Source organism: Streptomyces sp. WAC00040 (genome assembly GCF_056835925.1).
In genome coordinates, this window is record NZ_JAKQZE010000003.1 from 1097632 (window position 1) to 1117975 (window position 20344).

General features: G+C 72.1%; 22 protein-coding genes and 1 riboswitch. Of the genes, 11 read left to right on the forward strand and 11 right to left on the reverse strand.

Features of this window, described 5'->3' with window-relative positions:
- Positions 1-56: 56 nt before the first annotated feature.
- The 5 genes from MDN94_RS30490 (at position 57) to MDN94_RS30510 (ending at position 4787) form a co-directional block, all read left to right on the forward strand.
- Positions 57-1031, forward strand: coding sequence for a DEDDh family exonuclease (locus MDN94_RS30490; protein WP_482729043.1), 975 nt, complete (start codon positions 57-59; stop codon positions 1029-1031).
- Between the two features lie 90 nt (positions 1032-1121).
- Positions 1122-1355 (forward strand): hypothetical protein, encoded by a 234-nt coding sequence (locus tag MDN94_RS30495; protein ID WP_100106509.1) that lies wholly within the window; start codon positions 1122-1124, stop codon positions 1353-1355.
- Between the two features lie 72 nt (positions 1356-1427).
- Positions 1428-2213, forward strand: coding sequence for an SURF1 family cytochrome oxidase biogenesis protein (locus tag MDN94_RS30500; protein WP_482729044.1), 786 nt, complete (start codon positions 1428-1430; stop codon positions 2211-2213).
- A 29-nt stretch (positions 2214-2242) separates the two neighbouring features.
- Positions 2243-4027, forward strand: a complete 1785-nt coding sequence (locus MDN94_RS30505; RefSeq protein ID WP_482729045.1) for a glycoside hydrolase family 15 protein — start codon at positions 2243-2245, stop codon at positions 4025-4027.
- A 4-nt stretch (positions 4028-4031) separates the two neighbouring features.
- Complete coding sequence (locus MDN94_RS30510; protein WP_482729046.1) at positions 4032-4787, forward strand: SDR family oxidoreductase; 756 nt, start codon at positions 4032-4034, stop codon at positions 4785-4787.
- A 315-nt stretch (positions 4788-5102) separates the two neighbouring features.
- Here the strand turns inward: MDN94_RS30510 and amaP are convergent, their stop codons facing one another.
- From amaP to MDN94_RS30535, 5 genes are read right to left on the reverse strand one after another with little or no spacing between them, the layout of a single operon-like run.
- Positions 5103-5690 (reverse strand): alkaline shock response membrane anchor protein AmaP, encoded by a 588-nt coding sequence (amaP, locus tag MDN94_RS30515; RefSeq protein ID WP_482729047.1) that lies wholly within the window; start codon positions 5688-5690, stop codon positions 5103-5105.
- 6 nt (positions 5691-5696) lie between these two features.
- Positions 5697-6389, reverse strand: coding sequence for a DUF6286 domain-containing protein (locus tag MDN94_RS30520; RefSeq protein ID WP_482729048.1), 693 nt, complete (start codon positions 6387-6389; stop codon positions 5697-5699).
- Entirely contained in the window at positions 6386-6775 is a 390-nt protein-coding gene (locus tag MDN94_RS30525) for an Asp23/Gls24 family envelope stress response protein (RefSeq protein ID WP_482729049.1), read from the reverse strand. Before MDN94_RS30525 ends, MDN94_RS30520 begins: the two co-directional genes overlap by 4 nt.
- A gap of 6 nt (positions 6776-6781) precedes the next feature.
- On the reverse strand, positions 6782-6973 hold the full coding sequence (locus MDN94_RS30530) for a hypothetical protein (protein ID WP_482729050.1): 192 nt from the start codon (positions 6971-6973) through the stop codon (positions 6782-6784).
- Positions 6974-6984: 11 nt separating this feature from the next.
- Positions 6985-7479: an Asp23/Gls24 family envelope stress response protein gene (locus MDN94_RS30535; protein WP_482729051.1), complete on the reverse strand. Its 495-nt coding sequence runs from the start codon at positions 7477-7479 to the stop codon at positions 6985-6987.
- A 92-nt stretch (positions 7480-7571) separates the two neighbouring features.
- On the opposite strand from MDN94_RS30535, the gene MDN94_RS30540 reads away from it, so the two are divergent.
- Positions 7572-8243: a hypothetical protein gene (locus tag MDN94_RS30540; protein ID WP_482729052.1), complete on the forward strand. Its 672-nt coding sequence runs from the start codon at positions 7572-7574 to the stop codon at positions 8241-8243.
- 102 nt (positions 8244-8345) lie between these two features.
- On the opposite strand, the gene MDN94_RS30545 is transcribed toward MDN94_RS30540, so the two are convergent.
- The 3 genes from MDN94_RS30545 to MDN94_RS30555 form a co-directional block, all read right to left on the reverse strand.
- Positions 8346-9137, reverse strand: a complete 792-nt coding sequence (locus MDN94_RS30545; protein ID WP_482729053.1) for an enoyl-CoA hydratase/isomerase family protein — start codon at positions 9135-9137, stop codon at positions 8346-8348.
- 148 nt (positions 9138-9285) lie between these two features.
- Positions 9286-9507, reverse strand: a complete 222-nt coding sequence (locus MDN94_RS30550; RefSeq protein WP_005319113.1) for a helix-turn-helix domain-containing protein — start codon at positions 9505-9507, stop codon at positions 9286-9288.
- 387 nt (positions 9508-9894) lie between these two features.
- Complete coding sequence (locus tag MDN94_RS30555; protein WP_159693237.1) at positions 9895-11493, reverse strand: ABC-F family ATP-binding cassette domain-containing protein; 1599 nt, start codon at positions 11491-11493, stop codon at positions 9895-9897.
- A gap of 369 nt (positions 11494-11862) precedes the next feature.
- Here MDN94_RS30555 and MDN94_RS30560 point away from each other — a divergent pair, with 369 nt between their 5' ends.
- On the forward strand, positions 11863-12270 hold the full coding sequence (locus MDN94_RS30560; protein ID WP_482729054.1) for a VOC family protein: 408 nt from the start codon (positions 11863-11865) through the stop codon (positions 12268-12270).
- A 31-nt stretch (positions 12271-12301) separates the two neighbouring features.
- On the opposite strand, the gene MDN94_RS30565 is transcribed toward MDN94_RS30560, so the two are convergent.
- The 3 genes from MDN94_RS30565 to MDN94_RS30575 form a co-directional block, all read right to left on the reverse strand.
- Positions 12302-13690 (reverse strand): hypothetical protein, encoded by a 1389-nt coding sequence (locus tag MDN94_RS30565; RefSeq protein ID WP_482729055.1) that lies wholly within the window; start codon positions 13688-13690, stop codon positions 12302-12304.
- Positions 13691-13780: 90 nt separating this feature from the next.
- A complete protein-coding gene (locus MDN94_RS30570; protein ID WP_482729056.1) occupies positions 13781-14905 on the reverse strand; it encodes an alpha/beta hydrolase in 1125 nt (374 codons plus the stop codon).
- A gap of 207 nt (positions 14906-15112) precedes the next feature.
- The gene (locus tag MDN94_RS30575) at positions 15113-15778 is read right to left on the reverse strand and encodes a class II aldolase/adducin family protein (RefSeq protein WP_482729057.1); all 666 of its coding nucleotides are present in this window, start codon (positions 15776-15778) and stop codon (positions 15113-15115) included.
- 211 nt (positions 15779-15989) lie between these two features.
- On the opposite strand from MDN94_RS30575, the gene MDN94_RS30580 reads away from it, so the two are divergent.
- The 4 genes from MDN94_RS30580 (at position 15990) to MDN94_RS30595 (ending at position 20271) form a co-directional block, all read left to right on the forward strand.
- Positions 15990-17219, forward strand: coding sequence for an inorganic phosphate transporter (locus MDN94_RS30580; protein WP_482729058.1), 1230 nt, complete (start codon positions 15990-15992; stop codon positions 17217-17219).
- 12 nt (positions 17220-17231) lie between these two features.
- The gene (locus tag MDN94_RS30585; protein ID WP_360045485.1) at positions 17232-17453 is read left to right on the forward strand and encodes a hypothetical protein; all 222 of its coding nucleotides are present in this window, start codon (positions 17232-17234) and stop codon (positions 17451-17453) included.
- 124 nt (positions 17454-17577) lie between these two features.
- A riboswitch (cobalamin riboswitch) is annotated at positions 17578-17723 on the forward strand.
- 89 nt (positions 17724-17812) lie between these two features.
- A complete protein-coding gene (locus tag MDN94_RS30590; RefSeq protein ID WP_482729059.1) occupies positions 17813-18766 on the forward strand; it encodes a cobalamin biosynthesis protein in 954 nt (317 codons plus the stop codon).
- On the forward strand, positions 18763-20271 hold the full coding sequence (locus MDN94_RS30595) for a cobyric acid synthase (RefSeq protein ID WP_482729060.1): 1509 nt from the start codon (positions 18763-18765) through the stop codon (positions 20269-20271). The genes MDN94_RS30590 and MDN94_RS30595 overlap by 4 nt, the downstream gene beginning before the upstream one ends.
- Positions 20272-20344: the final 73 nt, after the last annotated feature.

Here is a 20344-nt window from a genome sequence, read left to right on the forward strand (position 1 = left end):
TTCGGGCGGTGGGGGTGGGACAGGGCTGTCGGTCCCTGCCCGTATTCTCTGTGACCATGCTCGACGACCGTACGACCGCAGCGACGACGTGGCCGGCCGCGTACCCACAGGGGTACGCGGTCGTCGACGTGGAGACCACCGGCCTCGCCCGTGACGACCGGATAGTGTCGGCTGCCGTCTACCGCCTCGACACCCACGGCAACGTCGAGGACCACTGGTACACGCTCGTCAATCCGGAGCGCGACCCCGGACCGGTGTGGATCCACGGGCTGACGAGCGAGGCGCTCGAAGGCGCCCCTCTGTTCGGGGACATCGCGGGCGAGCTCTCCGCGCGGCTGGACGGCCGGGTCCTGGTCGCGCACAACGCCACCTTCGACTGGTCCATGATCGCCAGGGAGTACGCGCGTGCGCGGGGCGCGGCGCCGACCCGGCAGCGGCTGTGCACCATCGCGCTCGCCAAGGAGCTGCGGCTCCCGCTGCCCAACCACAAGCTCGAGTCGCTGGCCGCGCACTACGGGGTCGTGCAGCAGCGTGCCCACCACGCCCTGGACGACGCCCGCGTGCTCGCGGAGGCGTTCCGGCCGAGCCTGCACACCGCGGCCCGCGACGGTGTGCGGCTGCCGCTTCTCGAGTGCCGGCCGCTGACGGAGTGGTCGGACGCCCCCGCCGCCCCGCGCGTCGGCTACCAGCCGTCGTACGGGCACAGCAGCTGGCGGCCGTCGCGCAAGCGGCCGCCGTGCCCGTACCCCAACCCGGGGAGGTACGAGCCGGGTGGGCAGCTGGTGCAGGGCATGCGGGTCGCCTTCTCCGGCGACACCTCCGTGGAGCGTGAACTGCTCGAGGACCGGGCCGTGGAGGCGGGCCTGCACGTCGCCACGAGTGTGTCCCGGCTCACGAGTCTGCTGGTGACGAACGACCCGGACGCGGCGACGTCCAAGACCGTCAAGGCTGCCTCGTACGGCACGCCGGTCGTCGACGAGGGCGCCTTCACCCAGCTGCTGCGGGACGTCGCCCCCGCGCCGGACGCGTAGACCGGACGGACACCCGCATCGGAGTGAACCGGGCGCGACTCGCCCGGCGCCCGCTCGCCCGGGGCGGCGAAGCGTTTCACCCTGTGGCGCATGGCACGTTGCGAGGTTTGCGGAAACGACTACGGCATGTCCTTCGAGGTGCACGCGCAGGGCGCGGTGCACGTCTTCGACTGCTTCTCCTGCGCCATCCACCGGATGGCGCCCATCTGTGAGCACTGCCGGGTGCAGATCATCGGCCAGGGCGTCGAGGTCGAGGGCCACTGGTACTGCGGCGCCCACTGCGCACGCGCCGAGGGGAGGGCGGGCATCGTCGACAGGGTGTGACCTGCGCCCGGCCGGGACACGGGCGGGGACCCACCGTCCGTGGCCCCGCGCCGAGCAGGTACGGTCGAAGCCGTGTACCGCTTCCTGTTGACCCGGCAGTGGGTGATCCTCACCCTCATCGGCCTCGTTCTCATCCCCACGATGATCGAGCTGGGCTTCTGGCAGCTGCACCGGCACGAGCGCAGGGTCGAGCAGAACGCCCTGATCGCACGGAACCTCAAGGCGAAGCCGGTTCCGATGGAGGAGCTCACTTCCCCCGGGCACACCGTCCCGCGCTCCGACTACTGGCGGCGGATCACCGCGACCGGCACGTTCGACACCGACCACGAGATGGTTGTCCGCCGCCGCACGAACGCCGACGACCGCGTCGGCTTCCACGTACTGACCCCGCTGGTGCTGGCCGACGGCCGTGCCGTCCTCGTCAACCGCGGCTGGGTCCCCGCCGCCGCCGACCAGAAGGCCTTCCCCGAGATCCCCGCAGCGCCCGGGGGCACCGTGACCGTCACGGGCCGGCTGAAGGCCGACGAGACGACCGGCGCCAGCGGCATCAGGGACCTGAAGGGCCTGCCGCCCCGCCAAGTGATGCTGATCAACAGCGAGCAGCAGGCGCAACTGCTGGACCGGCAGGTGCTCGGCGGATATCTGGAGCAGACGGCGCCGAAGCCCGCGGGCGGCAGCCCCGAGACGATTCCGGACCCGGACCACGACTCCATCGGCGCCCACATGGCGTACGCCGTGCAGTGGTGGCTGTTCGCCGCGGCGGTGCCCGTCGGCTGGGCGATTCTCGTACGGCGGGAGAGGCGCGACCTGGCCGCGGCGGAGAAGACGACGCCCGAGCCCGCTCCTGCGGCTGCTTAGCGTGGTCTCTGGCGGGAACACGCCAGAACGTGACCCAACGTATCGAGGACTACGCCCTGATCGGCGATCTGCAGACCGCTGCGCTGGTCGGCAAGGACGGCTCCATCGACTGGCTGTGCCTTCCCCGTTTCGACTCCGCCGCGTGCTTCGCCGCACTCCTCGGCGACGAGGAGAACGGTCATTGGCGGATCGCGCCCAAGGACGCGGGCGCCTGCACCAGCCGCCGCTACGTCGGCGCGTCATTGGTGCTGGAATCGGTGTGGGAGACCCGTACCGGCAAGGTCCGGGTCCTCGACTTCATGCCGCAGCGTGACGAGGCGCCGGACGTCGTCCGCATCGTCGAGGGCCTCAGCGGCACGGTCGAGATGGCCGGCACACTGCGGCTGCGGTTCGACTACGGCTCCGTGGTGCCGTGGGTACGCCGCACGGACGGCCACCGGGTCGCCGTCGCGGGGCCCGACTCCGTGTGGCTGCGCAGCGAGCCCGAGGTCAAGACGTGGGGTCAGCACTACAGCACCTGCTCGTCGTTCACGGTCGAGGAGGGCGAGAAGGTGGCGTTCGTCCTCACCTGGCACCCCTCGCACAAGCCGCGGCCCGCGCTCGTGGACCCGCACGAGGCCCTGGAGCACTGCCTCCAGGACTGGGAGACCTGGTCGTCGAAGTGCCGCTACCAAGGTCCCTACCGTGACGCCGTGCTGCGCTCCCTGATCACTCTCAAGGCGCTCACGTACGCCCCCACCGGAGGCATCGTCGCCGCACCCACGACGTCCCTGCCCGAAGACATCGGCGGTGTACGGAACTGGGACTACCGCTTCTGCTGGCTGCGCGACGCGACCCTCACCCTGAGCGCCATGGTGTCCGTCGGATACCTGGACGAGGCCGCGGCCTGGCGGGACTGGCTGCTGCGGGCGGTAGCCGGCGACCCGGCCGATCTTCAGATCATGTACGGACTGGCCGGTGAACGCCGCCTGCCCGAGATGGAGCTGGACTGGCTCTCCGGCTACGCGGGCTCCGCGCCGGTCCGCGTGGGCAACGAGGCGAGGTGCCAACTGCAGATCGACGTCTACGGCGAGGTCATCGAGTCCCTCTACCTGGCCAGGCAGGCCGGTCTCGCACCAGAGCCACAGGCGTGGAACATCCAGCTGAGCCTGCTCGGCTTCCTCGAGTCCAAATGGCGTGAGCCGGACGAGGGTCTGTGGGAGGTCCGGGGCCCGCGCCGTCACTTCGTCCACTCCAAGGTCATGGCATGGGTCGCCGCCGACCGCGCCGTGCGCACCCTCGAGGGCGAATCGTCGCTGCGCGGCGACGCGGCACGCTGGCGGGCCATGCGGGACGACATCCACCGCGAGGTGTGCGAAAAGGGCTTCGACCCGGTCCGTGGCACCTTCACCCAGTCGTACGGCTCCAAGGAACTCGACGCCGCGGTCCTGCTCATCCCGCGCGTCGGCTTCCTACCCCCGGACGACCCCCGGGTCGTCGGCACGGTCGACGCCGTGTGGGAGGAGCTGGGCAGTGGACCGCTCGTACGCCGCTACACCCCGAACGCCACACAGGTCGACGGGCTGCCGGGCCGCGAGGGCGCGTTCCTCGTCTGCTCCTTCTGGCTAGCGGACGCGCTGCGGATGACGGGCCGCGAGAAGGAGGCCCGCGAACTGTTCGAGCGGCTGCTCGGCCTCTGCAACGACGTCGGCCTCCTCTCCGAGGAGTACGACCCGGCGACGGGACAGCACCTCGGCAACTTCCCGCAGGCGTTCAGCCACATCGGACTGGTGACCACGGCCCTCGCGCTCACGGGGCAGAGGACGGCAGGATAGGGCCATGGATCTTGGACTGAAGGACCGCGTCTACATCGTCACCGGTGCCTCGAGGGGCCTCGGCAACGCCTCCGCGCGGGCGCTCGTCGCCGACGGCGCGAAGGTCGTCCTCACCGGGCGCGACGAGAAGACGGTCACCGACGCCGCCACCGCACTCGGTCCCGCCGCGGTGGGCGTCGCCTGCGACAACGCCGACCCCTCCGCCGCGGAACGCCTTGTCGCCGCCGCCCGCGCGCACTTCGGCCGATTCGACGGCGTCCTCGTCAGCGTCGGCGGCCCGGCGCCGGGCTTCGCCGCGGACAACACCGACGAGCAGTGGGCCGCCGCGTTCGAGTCGGTCTTCCTCGGCGCCGTCCGCATGGCGCGCACGGCCGCGGCCGAACTGGACGAAGGGGGTGTCATCGGTTTCGTGCTGTCCGGTTCCGTACACGAACCCATCCCCGGCCTGACCATCTCCAACGGTCTCCGCCCGGGCCTCGCGGGCTTCGCCAAGTCCCTGGCGGACGAACTGGGCCCGCGCGGCATCCGCGTGGTGGGCCTGCTGCCCTCCCGCATCGACACGGACCGCGTCCGCGAGCTCGACGCCCTGTCGGGCGACGCGGAGGCGGCACGCAGGGCCAACGAGGCGGCCATCCCGCTGCGGCGTTACGGCACCCCGGAGGAGTTCGGCCGCACGGCGGCGTTCCTGCTCTCGCCGGCGGCGTCCTATCTGACCGGCGTCATGCTCCCGATCGACGGCGGGGCACGCCACGGTTTCTGACACGGCGTGGTGTGTTCCCCACCGGCCCTTTCCCGGACGGGGCCACCCTCCCCACCGAGCGCTTGCCTTACGGGGTCTCCCTCCCCCACCGGCTGCGCGCCTCGATCGAGGCCGGCCGGGTCCGCTTTCCGTCGGCGAGCTTGATGTCGCGCAGCCAGATCGAGCCCGTCCGGGGGCACCTCGTAGGGGAGGCTGAGGGCACCGCGCGAAGCGCGGTAAGGGGCGCGGGGGCTGCGCCGTCACGCGGCGGAGCCGCCGATCCGGCGGCGGGAAGGGGCGGCGAGGGAAACCCGCACGGGGGCCACGCCCCCACCGTCACGACACCCGCCGGGCCCTGTGTTTCGCCGCCCGCAGTCGTACCTCCGTCGGCAGCGCCTTGAGCCCCGCCGAGTCCCTGGCGTGCGCGACCGCCTCGTCCGCGAGCCGCGCGAGCGTACCACCGGGCGAGGCGTCCGGCTCCAGGCGCAGTGCCACCCGCGCCTGCGGCGCGGTCCGGCGGCCCGTCAGCAGCACGGACGCGCGGGAGACGCCTTCCAGCGCCGCCGCCTCGTCCTCCAGCGCACCCTGCAGCGCCCGGCCCCTCAGCAGCGCCCCTTCCCCGTCGCCGCTGTCGACCAGGACCTCCGCCAGTCGTGCGCGCCGCAGTTGGGCGAAGAACCACCACAGAGCGAGGAGCAGCAGCAGCGCCAGCACCGCGATGACGACCGGCCACCACCAGCCCTCGTCGCGCCAGCGCGTCCGGTCGGCGTCACTCAGCAGTACGTCGTGCCGTCCGTCGTAGGGCCACCACGAGGGGACGGAGAGACCCGTGCCCGCCGCGAGGACCGCACCGCCGACGCACAGCAGGACGAGCCCGGCGAGGCCCAGGAAGACCCGGTTGACGGCTCGAAGCTTCCCCTGCACCGTTCCTCACCTCTTCTTCGCGGGCGGTCTGCCGACGTGTACGGCCAGCGCCGGGGGCTTCGCGAGGCCGAACTCCTCCAAGGCGTCGCCGAGCGCCTCGTCGAGGTCGGCGCGTACGTCGTCCAGGTCACGGAAGTGCGCCCGCGCCCGAACCGACGCCCGGGACCGCCTCATCCGGACCTGTACCGACTGCACGCCGGAGACCTCCATGGCCCGGTCGCGGAGTACGAGGGCCGCGGCCTCCCTGTGCAGCCCTGCCCGTAGATGAGGCCGGTCCTGCCGCATCGGCAGCAGCGCGCGCAGCCCCGGCGTCACCGCGAGAAGGACCAGCCACAGGCCCAGCAGCATCGCCGCGCCGGCCGCGGCGAGCACCCCGATCTCGTCCAGGCGCCATTCGGCGAGGTGGTCGGCCAGCCATCGCCGCCAGCGCATCGCGGGCCGACCGGCCCGCACTGCGGCGACGTCGTAGAGCAGCAGCCCCGCGCCCGCGATGACGACGAGGGCGAGCAGCCCGGCGGGCACCCGGCGCACCGACCAGAAGCGACCGGCCTTGCCGGCGTCGCCGTGATCGTCCGCCACAGGGTTGTACGCGGAGGCGGAGGCGGACTGGTCCATTTGGAGGACGGGCGGTGAGGAGCGCGCTTCCCGCTCCTGACGGGCCGGCTCTTCGGGGCCCGAGGGCCTGTCCGGTTCGGTCATCGGATCCTCCCCTGCGCCGTTCCGCGCGAGAGGGCGGAGTGCAGCCGCTCGACGTGCACCGCCACCTCGGGGACCTCCATCCCCGCCAACGCCTTTACCCGCTCGATGACCTGCCGACGCACCGCGCCGCACTGCGCGCTGATGTCGGTCGGGTACTCGAGCTCGAGGCTCACCCGCACCCTGGCCGTTTCGTGGTGCACGACGACCATGGCGTGCGGTGGCGCGCCGTCCTCCGGCACCGCGGGGAGCGCTTCACGTGCCGCCCTCGCGGCGATCTTCGCGACGACGCGGTCGGCGATCACGGTCGACCCCCGGTCGGAGGGCGGCACCCGGCCCGCGGGTGCGTCACGACCGGAGGCTCCTGCCACCGCGACGGGGTCTGCCACGGCGCGTCACCGCCGCCCGTCGCCACGCTCGCGGCCCCGGAGGAAATCGCCGATCTCGACGTCGCCCTCGAGGAACCGGCCGACCACGAAGCCGACCACCCCCAGGGCGGCCACCAGCAGGAACGCCCCGAAGCCGCCGAAATATCCGGCGAACCCGAGTGCCATGCCGGCCAGCAGTCCGACCACCGCCATGCTCATTTTGAGCTCCTCTACTGGATTCGAGGCTCCGGCTCGTCCTCTTCTTCGTCCGGCAGCTTCACGTCGCTGACGGCGATGTTCACCTCGACGACCTCGAGGCCTGTCATCCGCTCGACGGCTGCGACGACGTTCTCCCTGACCGCGCGGGCCACATCGGAGATGGATACGCCGTAGTCGATGACGATCTCCAGGTCGATCGCGGTCTGGACCTCGCCGACCTCGGCCTTCACTCCACGGGTGACGCTGGATTTGCCGCCGCCCGGCACGCGGTCGCGCACAGCGCCGAAGGTGCGGGAGAGCCCGCCCCCCATCGTGTGTACGCCGAGAACGTCCTTGGCGGCGAGTCCGGCGATCTTCTCCACCACTCCGTCGGCGATGGTCGTACGGCCGCGGGACCCCGGTTCCGGCAGTCGCCTGCCGCCTGTGCCCTTACGGGTGGCATCGCTGGAGCCGGACAGCTCGTCTCCGGATGTCGTGGGCAGACTGCGCCCAGGTGTTTCTGTCATCGCCGTGGTCCTTTCCGGGCGGGTGACGTCCCCGTTGCCCACATTAAGTGCCCTTGCCCACATTCGCGCCAGGGATGCGGCAGGCTGGAGGAATGACCACTCCGGATGCGGTTCTACGGCGGGTACGCGGTGTGTTGGGTCTCGGCAGACTCCTCGCCCTCGGCGGGCCGGCGGACGGCGCGTGGCTGTCGGAAGCAGCCGCCGCCGCGGTCCTGCGCCGTGCGGCGGCCTCGGTGCCGGGGGCCGCCCTGAACGACGTCAGACTCTCCTTGGCGGACCCGGAGGCGGCGGAGTCCCCGACGGTGCCGACGCCACCGGCAGCACTGTGGCCGGGCCCGCTGCGCCTCGAGGCGGGGGTGTCGGTCTGGGACCTCACAGAACCGCTGCCCGCACTCACGGCGGCGTTGCGGTCGGTACTGCTCGACGCGGCGGCGGAGGCGCTGGGCCTCACGGTCACGGTCGTCGATCTGCGGGTCGACACTCTTCTGGACGCGGCCCCCGAAGGTCCTGCGTCGCCCGACGCCCCGGCGGCCGTCGAGCCCTCCGACCCGGTGGGCACGGCCGTGGCCGCGACGGCGGGGGTGTCGCATCTGACCAGGACGCTGGGGGCGGCGGTCCATCACGCGCCGGACCATGTCCGGGTCGAACTGGCCACGGCGGAGGGCCACCGGGCGCTGGACGTGGCGCGGACGGTCCGAAGGGTGGTGTCGCGGGTGCTGGGGGACGACCGCGCGGTGACGATCGTGATCACGGCGACGGCCTGACCGCCGCGGGGGGCTCGTTCCCCGCCCCCTTCCCGCTGTACCGATCTACGGCTCCGCCGCGTGGGGAAGGGGTGGGGGAACAGGCGGCACAGCGGACCGGGCTCAGTCCGCCAGGCCCGCCAGGTCACGCAGGCGCCGCCCCTGCGCCGCGCGTTCCGCCGCGCGCTGTTCGTCGTACGAGCGGCCGGCCGCTCCCCGCAGCAGTGCCTTCGTCTCGTTCACCGCGTCCCGTGGCGCGGCAAGCAGCGCCGCGGACAGGTCGCGTACCGCGGCGTCGAGTTCCTCGCCGGGAACGACGAGGTTGGCGAGGCCTGTGCGCTCGGCCTCTTCCGCGTGGACGAAACGGCCGGTCGCACAGATCTCGAGTGCGCGGGCGTATCCGACGAGCGACACCAGGGGGTACGTGCCGGTGAGGTCGGGCACGAGACCGAGCGCGGTCTCGCGCATGGCGAACTGCACGTCCTGCGCGACGACCCTCAGATCGCAGGCGAGGGCGAGCTGGAAGCCCGCTCCGATCGCATGGCCTTGCACAGCCGCGATGGAGACGATGTCGTTGCGGCGCCACCAGGTGAACGCCTCCTGGAACTCGGCGATGGACGCGTCGATCTCCGCGTCGGTGCCGCGTGCCAGGTCGATGAACGACGGCTCGCCGTCGAAGCCCTCCGGTGTGAAAGCCTGCCGGTCGAGGCCCGCGGAAAAGGACTTGCCTTCGCCGCGCAGCACGACGATCCGCACGCTGCCGGGGAGTGAACGTCCCGCCTGCGCCAACGCCCGCCACAGCGCGAAGTTCTGGGCGTTGCGCTTGTCCGGGTTCGTCAAGGTCACCGTGGCAACCGCGTCTTCGACGGTGAGCCGTACGCCGTCCTTGTCGAGTACGGGATCGAGCGAAGTCATGAGGCGCCTCCGGTTCGGTGCAGTCTGGCCTGGCCTTCGAGTCAGAAGGTAAGCTACTGCACAGTAACCGCCTGGCCGGCCACAGGGCCGACCAAGTGGCCACCGTAGGTACCGATGAACCGGAGGAGCAGCCTCGCCGACGGGACTGTCAGGCCGAAGCGGCCTTCTTGCCTCGCGTCGCTCCGCCACGTCCCCGCAGGACGACTCCGGACTCACTGAGCATCCGATGGACGAATCCGTAGGAGCGACCGGTCTCTTCGGCCAGCGCCCGGATGCTTGCACCGGAGTCGTACTTCTTCTTCAGGTCTGCCGCGAGCTTGTCGCGCGCGGCGCCGGTCACCCGGCTGCCCTTCTTCAGAGTCTCGGCCACCCGTGCCTCCTCATGGGAAGTGCGCTCTGGACTTCTCATGATCACCCCTTCCGGGCGTCCTGGCCACCCATTCGACAAGGTCAGTACGGAACGCTTTGCGGTGCGCTGCGCGGCCACCACGAACGGAATGTCGCATTCCGATCGGTGCTTGATCCACGCATTCACGGCCGGATACGGAAAAGGCCAGCTCAGAGCAGGCAGATCGAGAGGTGTTCAGCGGGGCCCGGGCAAGGGCGGTCCACCAGTCGCCACGCCGCAATACGAGACGCACTCACACAGATGATGGATCACTCGTAGGCCGAATGATCCATGCGGAGATCCATACGAAGATCGTAGAGGGGTGGATCGACGGATTCCGGCGCCGGACCGGAACCCGTCGCAGGGGCCTCAGGCCAGGGCCACGAGGTCCGCGTAGTCCGCGCCCCACAGGTCCTCGACACCGTCCGGCAGCAGGATGATCCGCTCCGGCTCGAGCGCCTCGACAGCGCCCTCGTCGTGCGTGACGAGGATGACGGCGCCCTTGTAGGTCCGCAGCGCGCCGAGGATCTCCTCGCGGCTGGCCGGGTCGAGGTTGTTGGTGGGCTCGTCGAGCAGCAGGACGTTGGCGGACGAGACGACCAGAGTGGCCAGTGCCAGGCGGGTCTTCTCTCCGCCGGAGAGCACGCCGGCCGGCTTGTCGACGTCGTCACCGGAGAAGAGGAACGAGCCCAGCGTCTTGCGCACCTCGACCAGATCGAGGTCGGGCGCGGAGGAACGCATGTTCTCCAGGACCGTGCGGTCGGGGTCGAGGGTCTCGTGCTCCTGGGCGTAGTACCCGAGCTTCAGGCCGTGCCCCGGGGTGACCATGCCGGTGTCCGGCTTCTCCACGCCCGCGAGGAGCCGCAGCAGCGTTGTCTTACCGGCGCCGTTGAGGCCCAGGATGACGACGCGCGAGCCCTTGTCGATGGCGAGGTCCACGTCGGTGAAGATCTCGAGGGACCCGTACGACTTGGACAGGCCCTCGGCGCTGAGCGGCGTCCTGCCGCAGGGCGCAGGCTCCGGGAAGCGGAGCTTGGCGACCTTGTCGGCCATGCGGACGTCCTCGAGCCCGGCCAGCAGACGCTCGGCGCGGCGGGCCATGTTCTGCGCGGCGACGGTCTTGGTGGCCTTGGCGCGCATCTTGTCGGCCTGCGAGTTGAGCGCGGCGGCCTTCTTCTCGGCGTTCTGGCGCTCGCGCTTGCGGCGCTTCTCGTCCGCCTCGCGCTGCTGCTGGTACAGCTTCCAGCCCATGTTGTAGACGTCGATCTGCGAGCGGTTGGCGTCCAGGTAGAAGACCTTGTTGACGACCGTCTCCACGAGGTCGACGTCGTGGGAGATCACGATGAAGCCGCCGCGGTAGGTCTTCAGGTAGTCGCGCAGCCAGACGATCGAGTCGGCGTCGAGGTGGTTGGTGGGCTCGTCGAGCAGGAGCGTGTCGGCGTCCGAGAACAGGATCCGGGCGAGTTCGACGCGGCGGCGCTGACCACCGGAGAGGGTATGGAGCGGCTGGCCGAGAACCCGGTCGGGCAGGCCCAGCGCGGCGGCGATGGTGGCGGCCTCGGCCTCCGCGGCATAGCCGCCCTTGGTAAGGAACTCGGTCTCCTGGCGCTCGTACTGGCGCATGGCCTTCTCACGGGTGCTGCCCTGGCCGGAGGCGATGCGCTCCTCGTTCTGCCGCATCTTGCGGATCAGGGTGTCGAGGCCGCGGGCCGACAGGATGCGGTCGCGGGCGAGGACTTCGAGGTCGCCGGTGCGCGGGTCCTGCGGGAGGTAGCCCACTTCGCCGGAGCGGGTGATGGTGCCGCCGGCGGGGATGCCCTCACCCGCGAGGCACTTCGTGAGAGTCGTCTTGCCCGCTCCGTTGCGGCCGACGAGGCCGATGCGGTCGCCCTTGGCGATGCGGAAGGAAGCGGATTCGATGAGGACGCGCGCGCCTGCGCGCAGCTCGATACCGGATGCGGTGATCACGGGGGAAGACTCCAGGGCGGTATGGACGGCGGAAGGGACGGGCGGAGACGCTTCTACGCCGTCTAATGCACAAGGAGAATTGCCATACGGCCCAGTCTAACGGGACCGTGCAAGTGTTTTTCGCGGCCGGACGGCGGCCCGGGAGGGGCCGCGGCAGCGTGCGGGGCCACGGCGTGGCCGGCCCTCGCCATGCCGGGGCGGCGGCCGGCGCCCGCGCGGTCGGCCACGACACCGGTCCGGCCGGCCCACCGGCCCCGGGACATTCCGCCGCCGCGCGACACGTTCCGCTGAGGCCCGTTGTCAGTCGCGGATGCCAGACTGAGACACAGATCACATCCGAGTCGTCGAGCAAGTGAGGGAGCGTTCGGGATGACTCAGTCGCCGAGCATCTGTCCGACCCTGTTGTACGCGGACGCCAAGGCCGCGATCAGACAGCTCACCGAGGCCTTCGGCTTCATCGAACACGCGGTGTACGAGAACGAGGACGGCGGCGTGGTCCATGCCGAGCTCACCTACGGCAACGGCATGGTGATGCTGGGCAGCAAGGGCACCGGTGGCGAGTTCGACAAGCTCATGGAGGGCGCAGGGCCGACGGGGGTCTTCGTCCACGTCGACGACGTCGACGCCCACCACAGCAGAGCCGTGGAGCACGGCGCCGACGTCGTGATGCCGCCCACCGACCAGGACTACGGCTCGCGGGACTACATGGTCCGCGATCTCGAGGGCCACATCTGGAGCTTCGGCACGTACACGCCGGGGGCGGCGGAGGCCTCCTAGACGCACCGCCCCGCGGTCGTGGCGCGCCGGGTCAGACGCCGCCGGTGTGCACCTGGAACGCGGCCCTGCGTACCGCCTTGGCCAGGGCCGGGTCCGGATGCGCCGCCGCCAGGGCGACCAGGACCTGCACCGTACGGGGATGGCCGCCGGCCCGGACCGCCTCGAGCAGCGCGGGGACCGTGCCCTGCACAGCGGAATCGAGATGGCGCAGCAGCAGTTGGGGTTCCCCGTGGTCCGCGACGGCCGCGGCGGTGTCCACCCACAGCCAGGTCGCTTCCTCCCGGGTGAGGACGTCGGCCGCGTCCTCCGGGTCCGCGCCCTCGTGCTCGGCGAGCCACAGCAAGGCGTAAGGGCGAAGGGACGGTTCGGTGGCGGCCGCGCGGACCTCGCTCTCGGCGGGTGCGCCGACCACGCGCAGCGCCTCGAAGGCGAGGCCGCGCAGCAGCGCGTCCTCGCCCCGGGCGACGGTGAGCAGTTCCCCGACGGCACTCGACACGGTGCGCGCCGCGAGCCACGCGCGGTACTCGGCGCGGGCCGGGCCGGGGGTGAGGCGGGCACAGCCACGGAGCATGTCCTCGGCTGACTGCTCGATGTTGCCGGCGGGGCTCTGGGCGGCGACGCAGATCTGCTCCAGCTTGACCCAGACCGCCCAGTTGCCGAGCGGGGTGAGGGTCGCTTCGCCGCGCTCGAGGGTCAGGGCGCCGACGGCGGACAGGCCTTCGAGCGCCCAGTCGAGAAGGGCGGCGACGGGGGCTTCATCGGCGCCGGCCCCGGTCTGCGGTTCGGCCGGGGCACCGTAGGGGACCTCGCAGCGTTCCTCGCGGAGTTCGGCGACGCGCTGCTGGAGCAGGTCGAGCAGAGCGGGCGTGAGCACGGGGCCTGCCGACAGCTGAAGGAGGGAGAGCACCTGAGGCACCGCCTCGACCACCTCGGCGACCGCGGCCGGAGCGACGCCGCCCGGCGCCGGGTGGATCAGGGACCAGGCGTCGAAGAGGGCCACCCATCCGCGCAGCACGGCCATGTCGTCGCGGTCCCAGGCACGCAGCCGCCAGCCGGGGCGGACCGTGTCGCCGTGCAGCTCGACGAGGCCGGCGAGACGGGCGCGGTCCCAGCCGGCCCGCACCTCGTCCATGCTCAGACCCAGGGCGGCTGCGGCCCGTTCCTGGGCGCCGACCGCCAGCGGTGTGGTGCCGGGATCGCGGTCGGAGGCCGCCCAGCGGGCGATGCGGACGGCGTCGGCGAGGACAGCCCGCGCCTGACGCGCGAGCTCGGCAGGGGCGGGTGTGCCCTCCGGCGGCCGGGGCGCCGGACGGGTCCGCCGGGTCGTCACGGCCCGTCGCGCGGTGGCCAGCGACCGCGAGCGGACAAGACGGAGTCTGGAGTTGCGCGCCAATTGCTCATCAGGCTTTCGGGACGTCACGGGGTGCAGTCTTCCCGTTGACAGCCCGAAAGCCCAAACGGAACCCGGCGGGCGGCGCTCGACGGCCCTCCCGGGCGGGTCGTTCGGTGGTCACATGAGGGGCGTGAGGAAGCGCCGGAGGACCTCTTCGTACCCCTTCGGGTCGGCGTTCCACATGGCGGCGTGCGGCGCCTGCGGAACGGTGTGAAGGGTGACCAGGTCGGGGCGGCCGGCGGCGAGTTGGCGCGAGCCGCGCCAGGGCGCCAGGGTGTCGTCGGGGCCGTGGAAGATCAGTGTCGGCACGGCCAGCGACTTCGGGTCGCCGGCTTCGGCGAGGCGGCCGCCGTGTGCTCCCGTGCGGCCCTGGGCTGCCCGGACCGCGAGCGGAAGCAGCAGGGCCGGGGTCCTGCGGGCGGCGGCCAGTGCCCGTACCGTCGCCTCCCATTCGAGGACCGGCGAGTCGAGGACGACGCCGCTGATCCGGTCCCGCAGACCGGAGTTGGCGGCAGCGTGGAGTGCCATCGAGGCGCCGACGGACCAGCCGTGGACGATGACGCGCTCGGCGCCGTAGCGCACCGCGTGGCGGACGGCGGCGTCGAGGTCGCGCCACTCGGAGTCGCCGAGGTGGCCCAGCCCGTCCGGGGGCCGTGGGGCGCCGGAGTCTCCCCGGTAGGCGAGGGACAGCACAGGGAACTGAAGGGCGTGCAGGCAGCCCAGCACGTTCATGGTGTGTTCCCGGGTGGTGCCGAGCCCGTGCACGGCGATGACCCAGGTGGAGCGCGGGCCGGGCACGAACCAGGCGGGGAGCGCCCCGAGTTCGCCCGGGACGAGGACCTCGGAGTGCTCTATGCCGAGCGCACCGGTGGGGTCTCCGCGGTGGACCTGCGGAGTGAGCCGCACCTTGGTGCCGGGCTCCAGTTCGCCTTCGGTGACGCGTACGAGACGGCGCACGACCGTGTCCGCGTCGCGCGGGACGCCGGCGAGGACCTCTCCCACGACCGCGTGGACGCCGGACCCTTCCAGCCCGTACGTGCCCGGGCGCAGCGAGGCCAGGCTGCGGGTCAGGACGACGGCGCCGGGGGGTGTGCCGTGGACGGTGAGCCGGGGGTCGCCGGGCAGGGGCCTGTTGGCCGCCCGCAGGGCGGCGTGGCTCGCGTAGCGGCCGGCCGCGACTGCTGCCGCGCCGACTCCGATCAGGGTGGTGACGGCCGCTGCCGTCGCTGTAGCGGGGCGCACGTGTTCCAGTGTCGGGGCGGGTGCGGGAGGGGGCCAGTGGGCGGGGCCGCGCGTGTGGCGCCGTGGGCGCCGCTCGTTCCGCACCCCGCCCCTTCCCGAAACCGGGGGGTTCCCCCCAAGCCTGGCGGCGTGGGGACCCCCACCGGACCCCGCGCCTCGAACGCCGGCGAGGCCGGCGGAGTCGGCCCGCCCCGCGAGGCGCAGTGGCTAGGCGGGGCGCTGGCCGTAGTCGCGGAGGTGCTGGGAGACCTCCGCGAGCTGGGACTCGGAGAGCAGCGTCGGGGTGCGGCCGGGGACGGAGGAGGCCGTCAGCCAGAGGCGGCACATCCACTCGAGCTGTGCCGTGCGGTCGTACGCCTCGGACAGGGTGGCGCCGTAGGTGACGGTCCCGTGGTTCTGGAGGAGGCAGGCCGTGCGGTCGCGGAGGGCGTGGAGCATGTTCCGGGCCAGTTCCTCCGTGCCGTACAGGGCGTAGCCCGCCACGCGGACCGGGCCGCCGAGGGCGGCGGTCATGTAGTGGACGGGCGGGAGCTCGGGGACGAGCGTGGAGACCGCTGTGGCGTGCACGGCGTGCGTGTGCACGACGGCGGCCGCGTCGGTGCGGCGGTGGACCGCGAGATGCAGCGGCAGCTCACTGGTGGGCCTCAGGTCGCCGATGACCTGTCTTCCGTCGAGGTCGACGGCGACGGTGTCCCGCGGGGTGAGCCGGTCGTAGGGGACTCCGCTCGGGGTGACGAGGATCAGTTCGCCCACCCGTACGGAGACGTTGCCGGAGGTGCCCACCACAAGACCTTCTGCCGCCGTTCTGCGGGCGGTGTCCACGAGCTCCCGCCATGCGCGTTCGACCGCGCTCTGCCGCGCCTCATCAGTCATGCCCGCGATCCTTTCAGGCGGGGCCGGCCGGGCGCGGGCACACGGAGGGTGTTCGAGTGGCTGCGGGGAGCGCCGCGGGGGTTCGAAAACGGACAAGCGGAATCGGCCGGCACCACTTGGGGACACCGCAGCGCCCGACCCAGTTCACCTTCCGTTCATCCAGGTTGCTTACGGTCCTCGCGTCAATGACGTCAAACGATTGCCTGGGTAAATGGAACACATCACACTGCTGCTCGCGATTGTGATCGTGACAGCTCTCGTGTTCGATTTCACGAACGGTTTCCACGACACCGCCAACGCGATGGCGACGACCATCTCGACCGGCGCTCTGAAGCCCAAAACCGCGGTGGCCATGTCCGCCGTTCTGAACCTCGTCGGTGCTTTTCTCTCCGTGGAGGTCGCCAAGACGATCTCCAGTGGACTTGTCGACGAATCAGGCATCACACCTGAAGTCATCTTCGCGGCGCTCGTCGGCGCCATCCTGTGGAACCTGCTCACCTGGCTGGTGGGCCTGCCGTCCAGCTCGTCGCACGCCCTCATGGGCGGCCTGATCGGCGCCACGGTCGCCTCGGTCGGCTTCGGCGGCGTCAACGGCGGCGTCGTCGTCACCAAGGTCCTGATCCCGGCCGTCGCCGCGCCGCTCGTCGCCGGCCTCGCCGCGATGCTGGCGGCCCGGCTGACGTACAAGATCGGCAAGAACACGGACCCGAAGGCCACGGCGAAGGGCTACCGCGCCGGGCAGATCGCCTCGGCGGGCCTGGTCTCCCTGGCACACGGCACCAACGACGCCCAGAAGACGATGGGCATCATCACGCTGGCCCTCGTGGCCGGCAATGTGGTCGCCCCCGGTTCCAACCCTCCGATGTGGGTCATCGTCTCCGCCGGTGTGGCGATCGCGCTCGGCACCTACCTCGGCGGCTGGCGCATCATCCGCACCATGGGCAAGGGCCTCACCGACCTCCAGCCGCAGCAGGGCTTCGCCGCCCAGACCAGCGCGGCCAGCGTGATCCTCGCCTCCTCCAACCTCGGCTTCTCCCTGTCGACGACGCACTCGTGCTCCGGTGCCGTCATGGGCGCCGGGCTCGGCCGCAAGGGCGGTGTGGTCCGCTGGTCCACCGCCACCCGGATGTTCGTGGCCTGGGGCCTGACCCTGCCGGCCGCCGGTCTCGTCGCGGCGGCTTCCGAGTACGTCACCAAGCAGGGTGACTGGGGCGTCGCGGCCGTCGCAGTCTTCCTCGTCGCCTCCTGCGTCGCGATCTGGTTCATCTCGCGCCGTCAGGTCGTCGACCACACCAACGTCAACGACGTGGATGACGAGCCCGCGGGCGTCGTCACGACCGCCATCGCGGCCGTCACCCCGCCGCCGGTCGGTGACCTGAAGGCCACCATCGCGGCCCCGGCCGAACCCGAGACCGAGTCGCCCCGCCCGGCCACGGTGTAAGGAAGTAACGGAATGAAGATCGACTGGACTGCTCTCGGCTCCGTTTTCGGCGTGAGCCTCGTCGCCACCGTCGCGCTGGTGGGACTCTTCACCCTGGGTGTCGTGGGCCTCACCAAGCAGGAGGCGGCCGCCCGGGCCGGAGGCTCCGGCGCACTGGCCCGCACCGGCGCGTACGCCTGCTTCGCGCTCTGCGCGGCGGCCGTGTCCTACGGGATCTACCTGATCGTCGTCTGACGACCGCACCGCCCTTCGACGGCCGGGCCGCGAACACCCTCGGGTGTTCGCGGCCCGGCCGTCGTGTGTCCGCCCGTGTGGGGCTCGGCACACTGTCCCGCCGCAGGTCAAGGGTGAGTTGACGGGCGTTCGCGGGCGTGGTGGACTGCCGGGGCCAACAACGGCGGCAGAAGAGGAAGTCCGGTGCGAATCCGGCGCGGTCCCGCCACTGTCACCCGGGATGAACGGTCCCGGGGAGCCAGGAACTCTCACCGCCGGTCACGTCGAACCAGGGCGCGGACCCTGAGTGAGGACTTTTCGCATGCCCGGCCGCGGTACAGCCCTGTCCGTCGGACACCACCCCTGGGATCGCTGATCCCATGCGTGCCGACCGAGTCTTCGTGTACGGCGCCGCCGCCGGCCTCGCCGGCGACCTGCTCATCGGCGATCCCCGCCGCGGGCATCCGGTCGCCGCGTTCGGTCGGGCCGCGAGCGCCGTCGAGCGTGTCCTTTGGCGTGACCACCGCGGCCGGGGCGCCCTGCACACTGCTGTGTGCGCCGGTGGCGCCGTCGCGGCCGCCGTGCTGGCCTCCCGGGCCGTACGCCGCTCCCCCGCCGCGTCCGTCGCCCTGACCGCCGGCGCCACCTGGGCGGTCGTCGGCGGTACGACCCTGGGGCGGGAGGCCATGGCCATCGGTGACGCGCTGGCCGCAGGCGACGTCGAAGCGGCCCGCGAGCGGCTGCCCCACCTCTGCGGACGCGACCCGCACGCCCTGGACGAGCAGCAGATCGCCCGCGCCGTCGTCGAGTCCGTCGCGGAGAACACCTCCGACGCGGTCGTCGGGGCACTGGTGTGGGGGGCGCTGGCGGGCGTGCCCGGGCTGGTCGGCTTCCGGGCGGTGAACACCCTGGACGCGATGGTCGGCCACAAGTCCCCCCGCTACCTGCGGTACGGCTGGGCTTCGGCCCGCCTGGACGACGTCGCCGGGTGGCCGGGCGCCCGGCTGACCGCGGCCCTGGCGGCCGTCTGCGGCCCGGACCGGCGCGGAGCCGCACGGGCCTGGCGCGCGGACGCGGCCAAGCATCCCAGCCCCAATGCCGGCCCTGTGGAGGCCTCTTTCGCGGGCGCCCTGGGCGTGCGGCTGGGCGGTTCCCTCTCGTACGGCGGGCGGGTCGAACACCGGCCGGTACTCAACGAGGCCGGGCGCGCGGTGGAGTTCGGTGACATCGGACGGGCGGTGCGGCTCTCGCGCCGGGTCGGCCTGCTCACCCTCGCCGTCTGCGTGGCGGGGCGGATGCTGCGGCAGAGCCGCGGCGGAAGGAGGCCGGCATGACCGGTGGGGGGCTGCTCGTCGCCGGGACCACCTCGGACGCGGGCAAGAGTGTCGTGACCGCCGGGATCTGCCGGTGGCTCGTGCGCCAAGGCGTGAAGGTCGCGCCGTTCAAGGGGCAGAACATGTCCCTGAATTCGTTCGTGACGCGCGAGGGAGCGGAGATCGGGCGGGCGCAGGCCATGCAGGCGCAGGCCGCGCGGGTGGAGCCGACCGCGCTGATGAACCCCGTCCTCCTCAAGCCCGGCAGCGACCGTTCCAGCCAGGTGGTGCTGATGGGCCGGCCGGTCGGCGAGCTGAGCGCCAAGGGGTACCACGGGGGCCGGCAGCGGGAGCTGTTCGAGCCGGTGATGGCGTGCCTGGAGGAGTTGCGGGGCACGTATGACGCCGTGATCTGCGAGGGGGCGGGCAGTCCGGCCGAGATCAACCTGCGCCGCACGGACATCGTCAACATGGGCATCGCACGGGCCGCCGGGCTGCCGGTGCTGGTGGTCGGGGACATCGACAGGGGCGGCGTCTTCGCCCAGTTCTTCGGTACGACGGCGCTGCTGAGCCCGGAGGACCAGGCCCTGGTGGCGGGCTACCTGGTCAACAAGTTCCGCGGTGACGTGTCGCTGCTGGAGCCGGGGCTCGAGATGCTGCTCGGGCTGACCGGGCGGCGGACGTTCGGGGTGCTGCCGTACGCGCACGGGCTCGGTATCGACGAGGAGGACGGGCTGCGGGTGTCCCTGCGCGGCGCTGTGCGGGAGTCGGTGGTGGCCCCGCCCGTCGGTGAGGACGTGCTGCGCGTCGCGGTGTGCGCCGTCCCGCTGATGTCGAACTTCACGGACGTGGACGCGCTGGCGGCGGAACCGGGCGTCGTGGTGCGGTTCGTGGACCGCGCGGAGGAGCTCGTGGACGCCGACCTGGTAGTGGTCCCCGGCACGCGCGGGACGGTGAAGGCACTGGCGTGGCTGCGTGAGCGCGGCCTCGCGGACGCCCTGGTCCGGCGCGCGGCCGAGGGCAGGCCGGTGCTCGGCATCTGCGGCGGCTTCCAGGCGCTCGGCGAACACATCGAGGACGACGTCGAGTCGAGGGCCGGCGCGGTCGACGGGCTCGGACTGCTGCCCGTACGGGTGCGGTTCGCGCCGGAGAAGACCCTCGCCCGGCCCGTCGGCGAGGCGCTCGGCACACGCGTCGAGGGCTACGAGATCCATCACGGCGTCGCGGAGGTCATCGGCGGCGACGCCTTCCTCGACGGCTGCCGGGTGGGCGCCGTGTGGGGCACGCACTGGCACGGGTCGCTGGAGAGCGACGGCTTCCGGCGGGCGTTCCTGCGGGAGGTCGCCGCACAGGCGGGCCGCCGTTTCGTGCCCGCGCCCGACACATGTTTCGGCGGGCTGCGCGAGGAGCAGTTGGACCGGCTGGGGGATCTGATCGAAGAGCACGCGGACACGGGGGCGTTGATGCGGCTGATCGAGGAAGGGGCGCCGGCGGGACTGCCGTTCATCCCTCCGGGCGCGCCGTGAGAGCGGTCGCCGGGCAATCGGCCCGCCGGCGAAGCCGGCAGGGCACAGGAGAGCCGCTCCGCGGCTCCAGCGA

What these genes read in the sequence shown, in the direction of transcription:
- MDN94_RS30490 (WP_482729043.1), top strand. Translation starts at nt 57, where the DNA reads ATGCTCGACGACCGTACGACCGCAGCGACGACGTGGCCGGCCGCGTAC.
- MDN94_RS30495 (WP_100106509.1), top strand. Translation starts at nt 1,122, where the DNA reads ATGGCACGTTGCGAGGTTTGCGGAAACGACTACGGCATGTCCTTCGAG.
- MDN94_RS30510 (WP_482729046.1), top strand. Translation starts at nt 4,032, where the DNA reads ATGGATCTTGGACTGAAGGACCGCGTCTACATCGTCACCGGTGCCTCG.
- MDN94_RS30520 (WP_482729048.1), bottom strand. Translation starts at nt 6,389, where the DNA reads ATGACCGAACCGGACAGGCCCTCGGGCCCCGAAGAGCCGGCCCGTCAG.
- MDN94_RS30530 (WP_482729050.1), bottom strand. Translation starts at nt 6,973, where the DNA reads ATGAGCATGGCGGTGGTCGGACTGCTGGCCGGCATGGCACTCGGGTTC.
- MDN94_RS30535 (WP_482729051.1), bottom strand. Translation starts at nt 7,479, where the DNA reads ATGACAGAAACACCTGGGCGCAGTCTGCCCACGACATCCGGAGACGAG.
- MDN94_RS30540 (WP_482729052.1), top strand. Translation starts at nt 7,572, where the DNA reads ATGACCACTCCGGATGCGGTTCTACGGCGGGTACGCGGTGTGTTGGGT.
- MDN94_RS30545 (WP_482729053.1), bottom strand. Translation starts at nt 9,137, where the DNA reads ATGACTTCGCTCGATCCCGTACTCGACAAGGACGGCGTACGGCTCACC.
- MDN94_RS30560 (WP_482729054.1), top strand. Translation starts at nt 11,863, where the DNA reads ATGACTCAGTCGCCGAGCATCTGTCCGACCCTGTTGTACGCGGACGCC.
- MDN94_RS30575 (WP_482729057.1), bottom strand. Translation starts at nt 15,778, where the DNA reads ATGACTGATGAGGCGCGGCAGAGCGCGGTCGAACGCGCATGGCGGGAG.
- MDN94_RS30580 (WP_482729058.1), top strand. Translation starts at nt 15,990, where the DNA reads ATGGAACACATCACACTGCTGCTCGCGATTGTGATCGTGACAGCTCTC.
- MDN94_RS30585 (WP_360045485.1), top strand. Translation starts at nt 17,232, where the DNA reads ATGAAGATCGACTGGACTGCTCTCGGCTCCGTTTTCGGCGTGAGCCTC.
- MDN94_RS30590 (WP_482729059.1), top strand. Translation starts at nt 17,813, where the DNA reads ATGCGTGCCGACCGAGTCTTCGTGTACGGCGCCGCCGCCGGCCTCGCC.
- MDN94_RS30595 (WP_482729060.1), top strand. Translation starts at nt 18,763, where the DNA reads ATGACCGGTGGGGGGCTGCTCGTCGCCGGGACCACCTCGGACGCGGGC.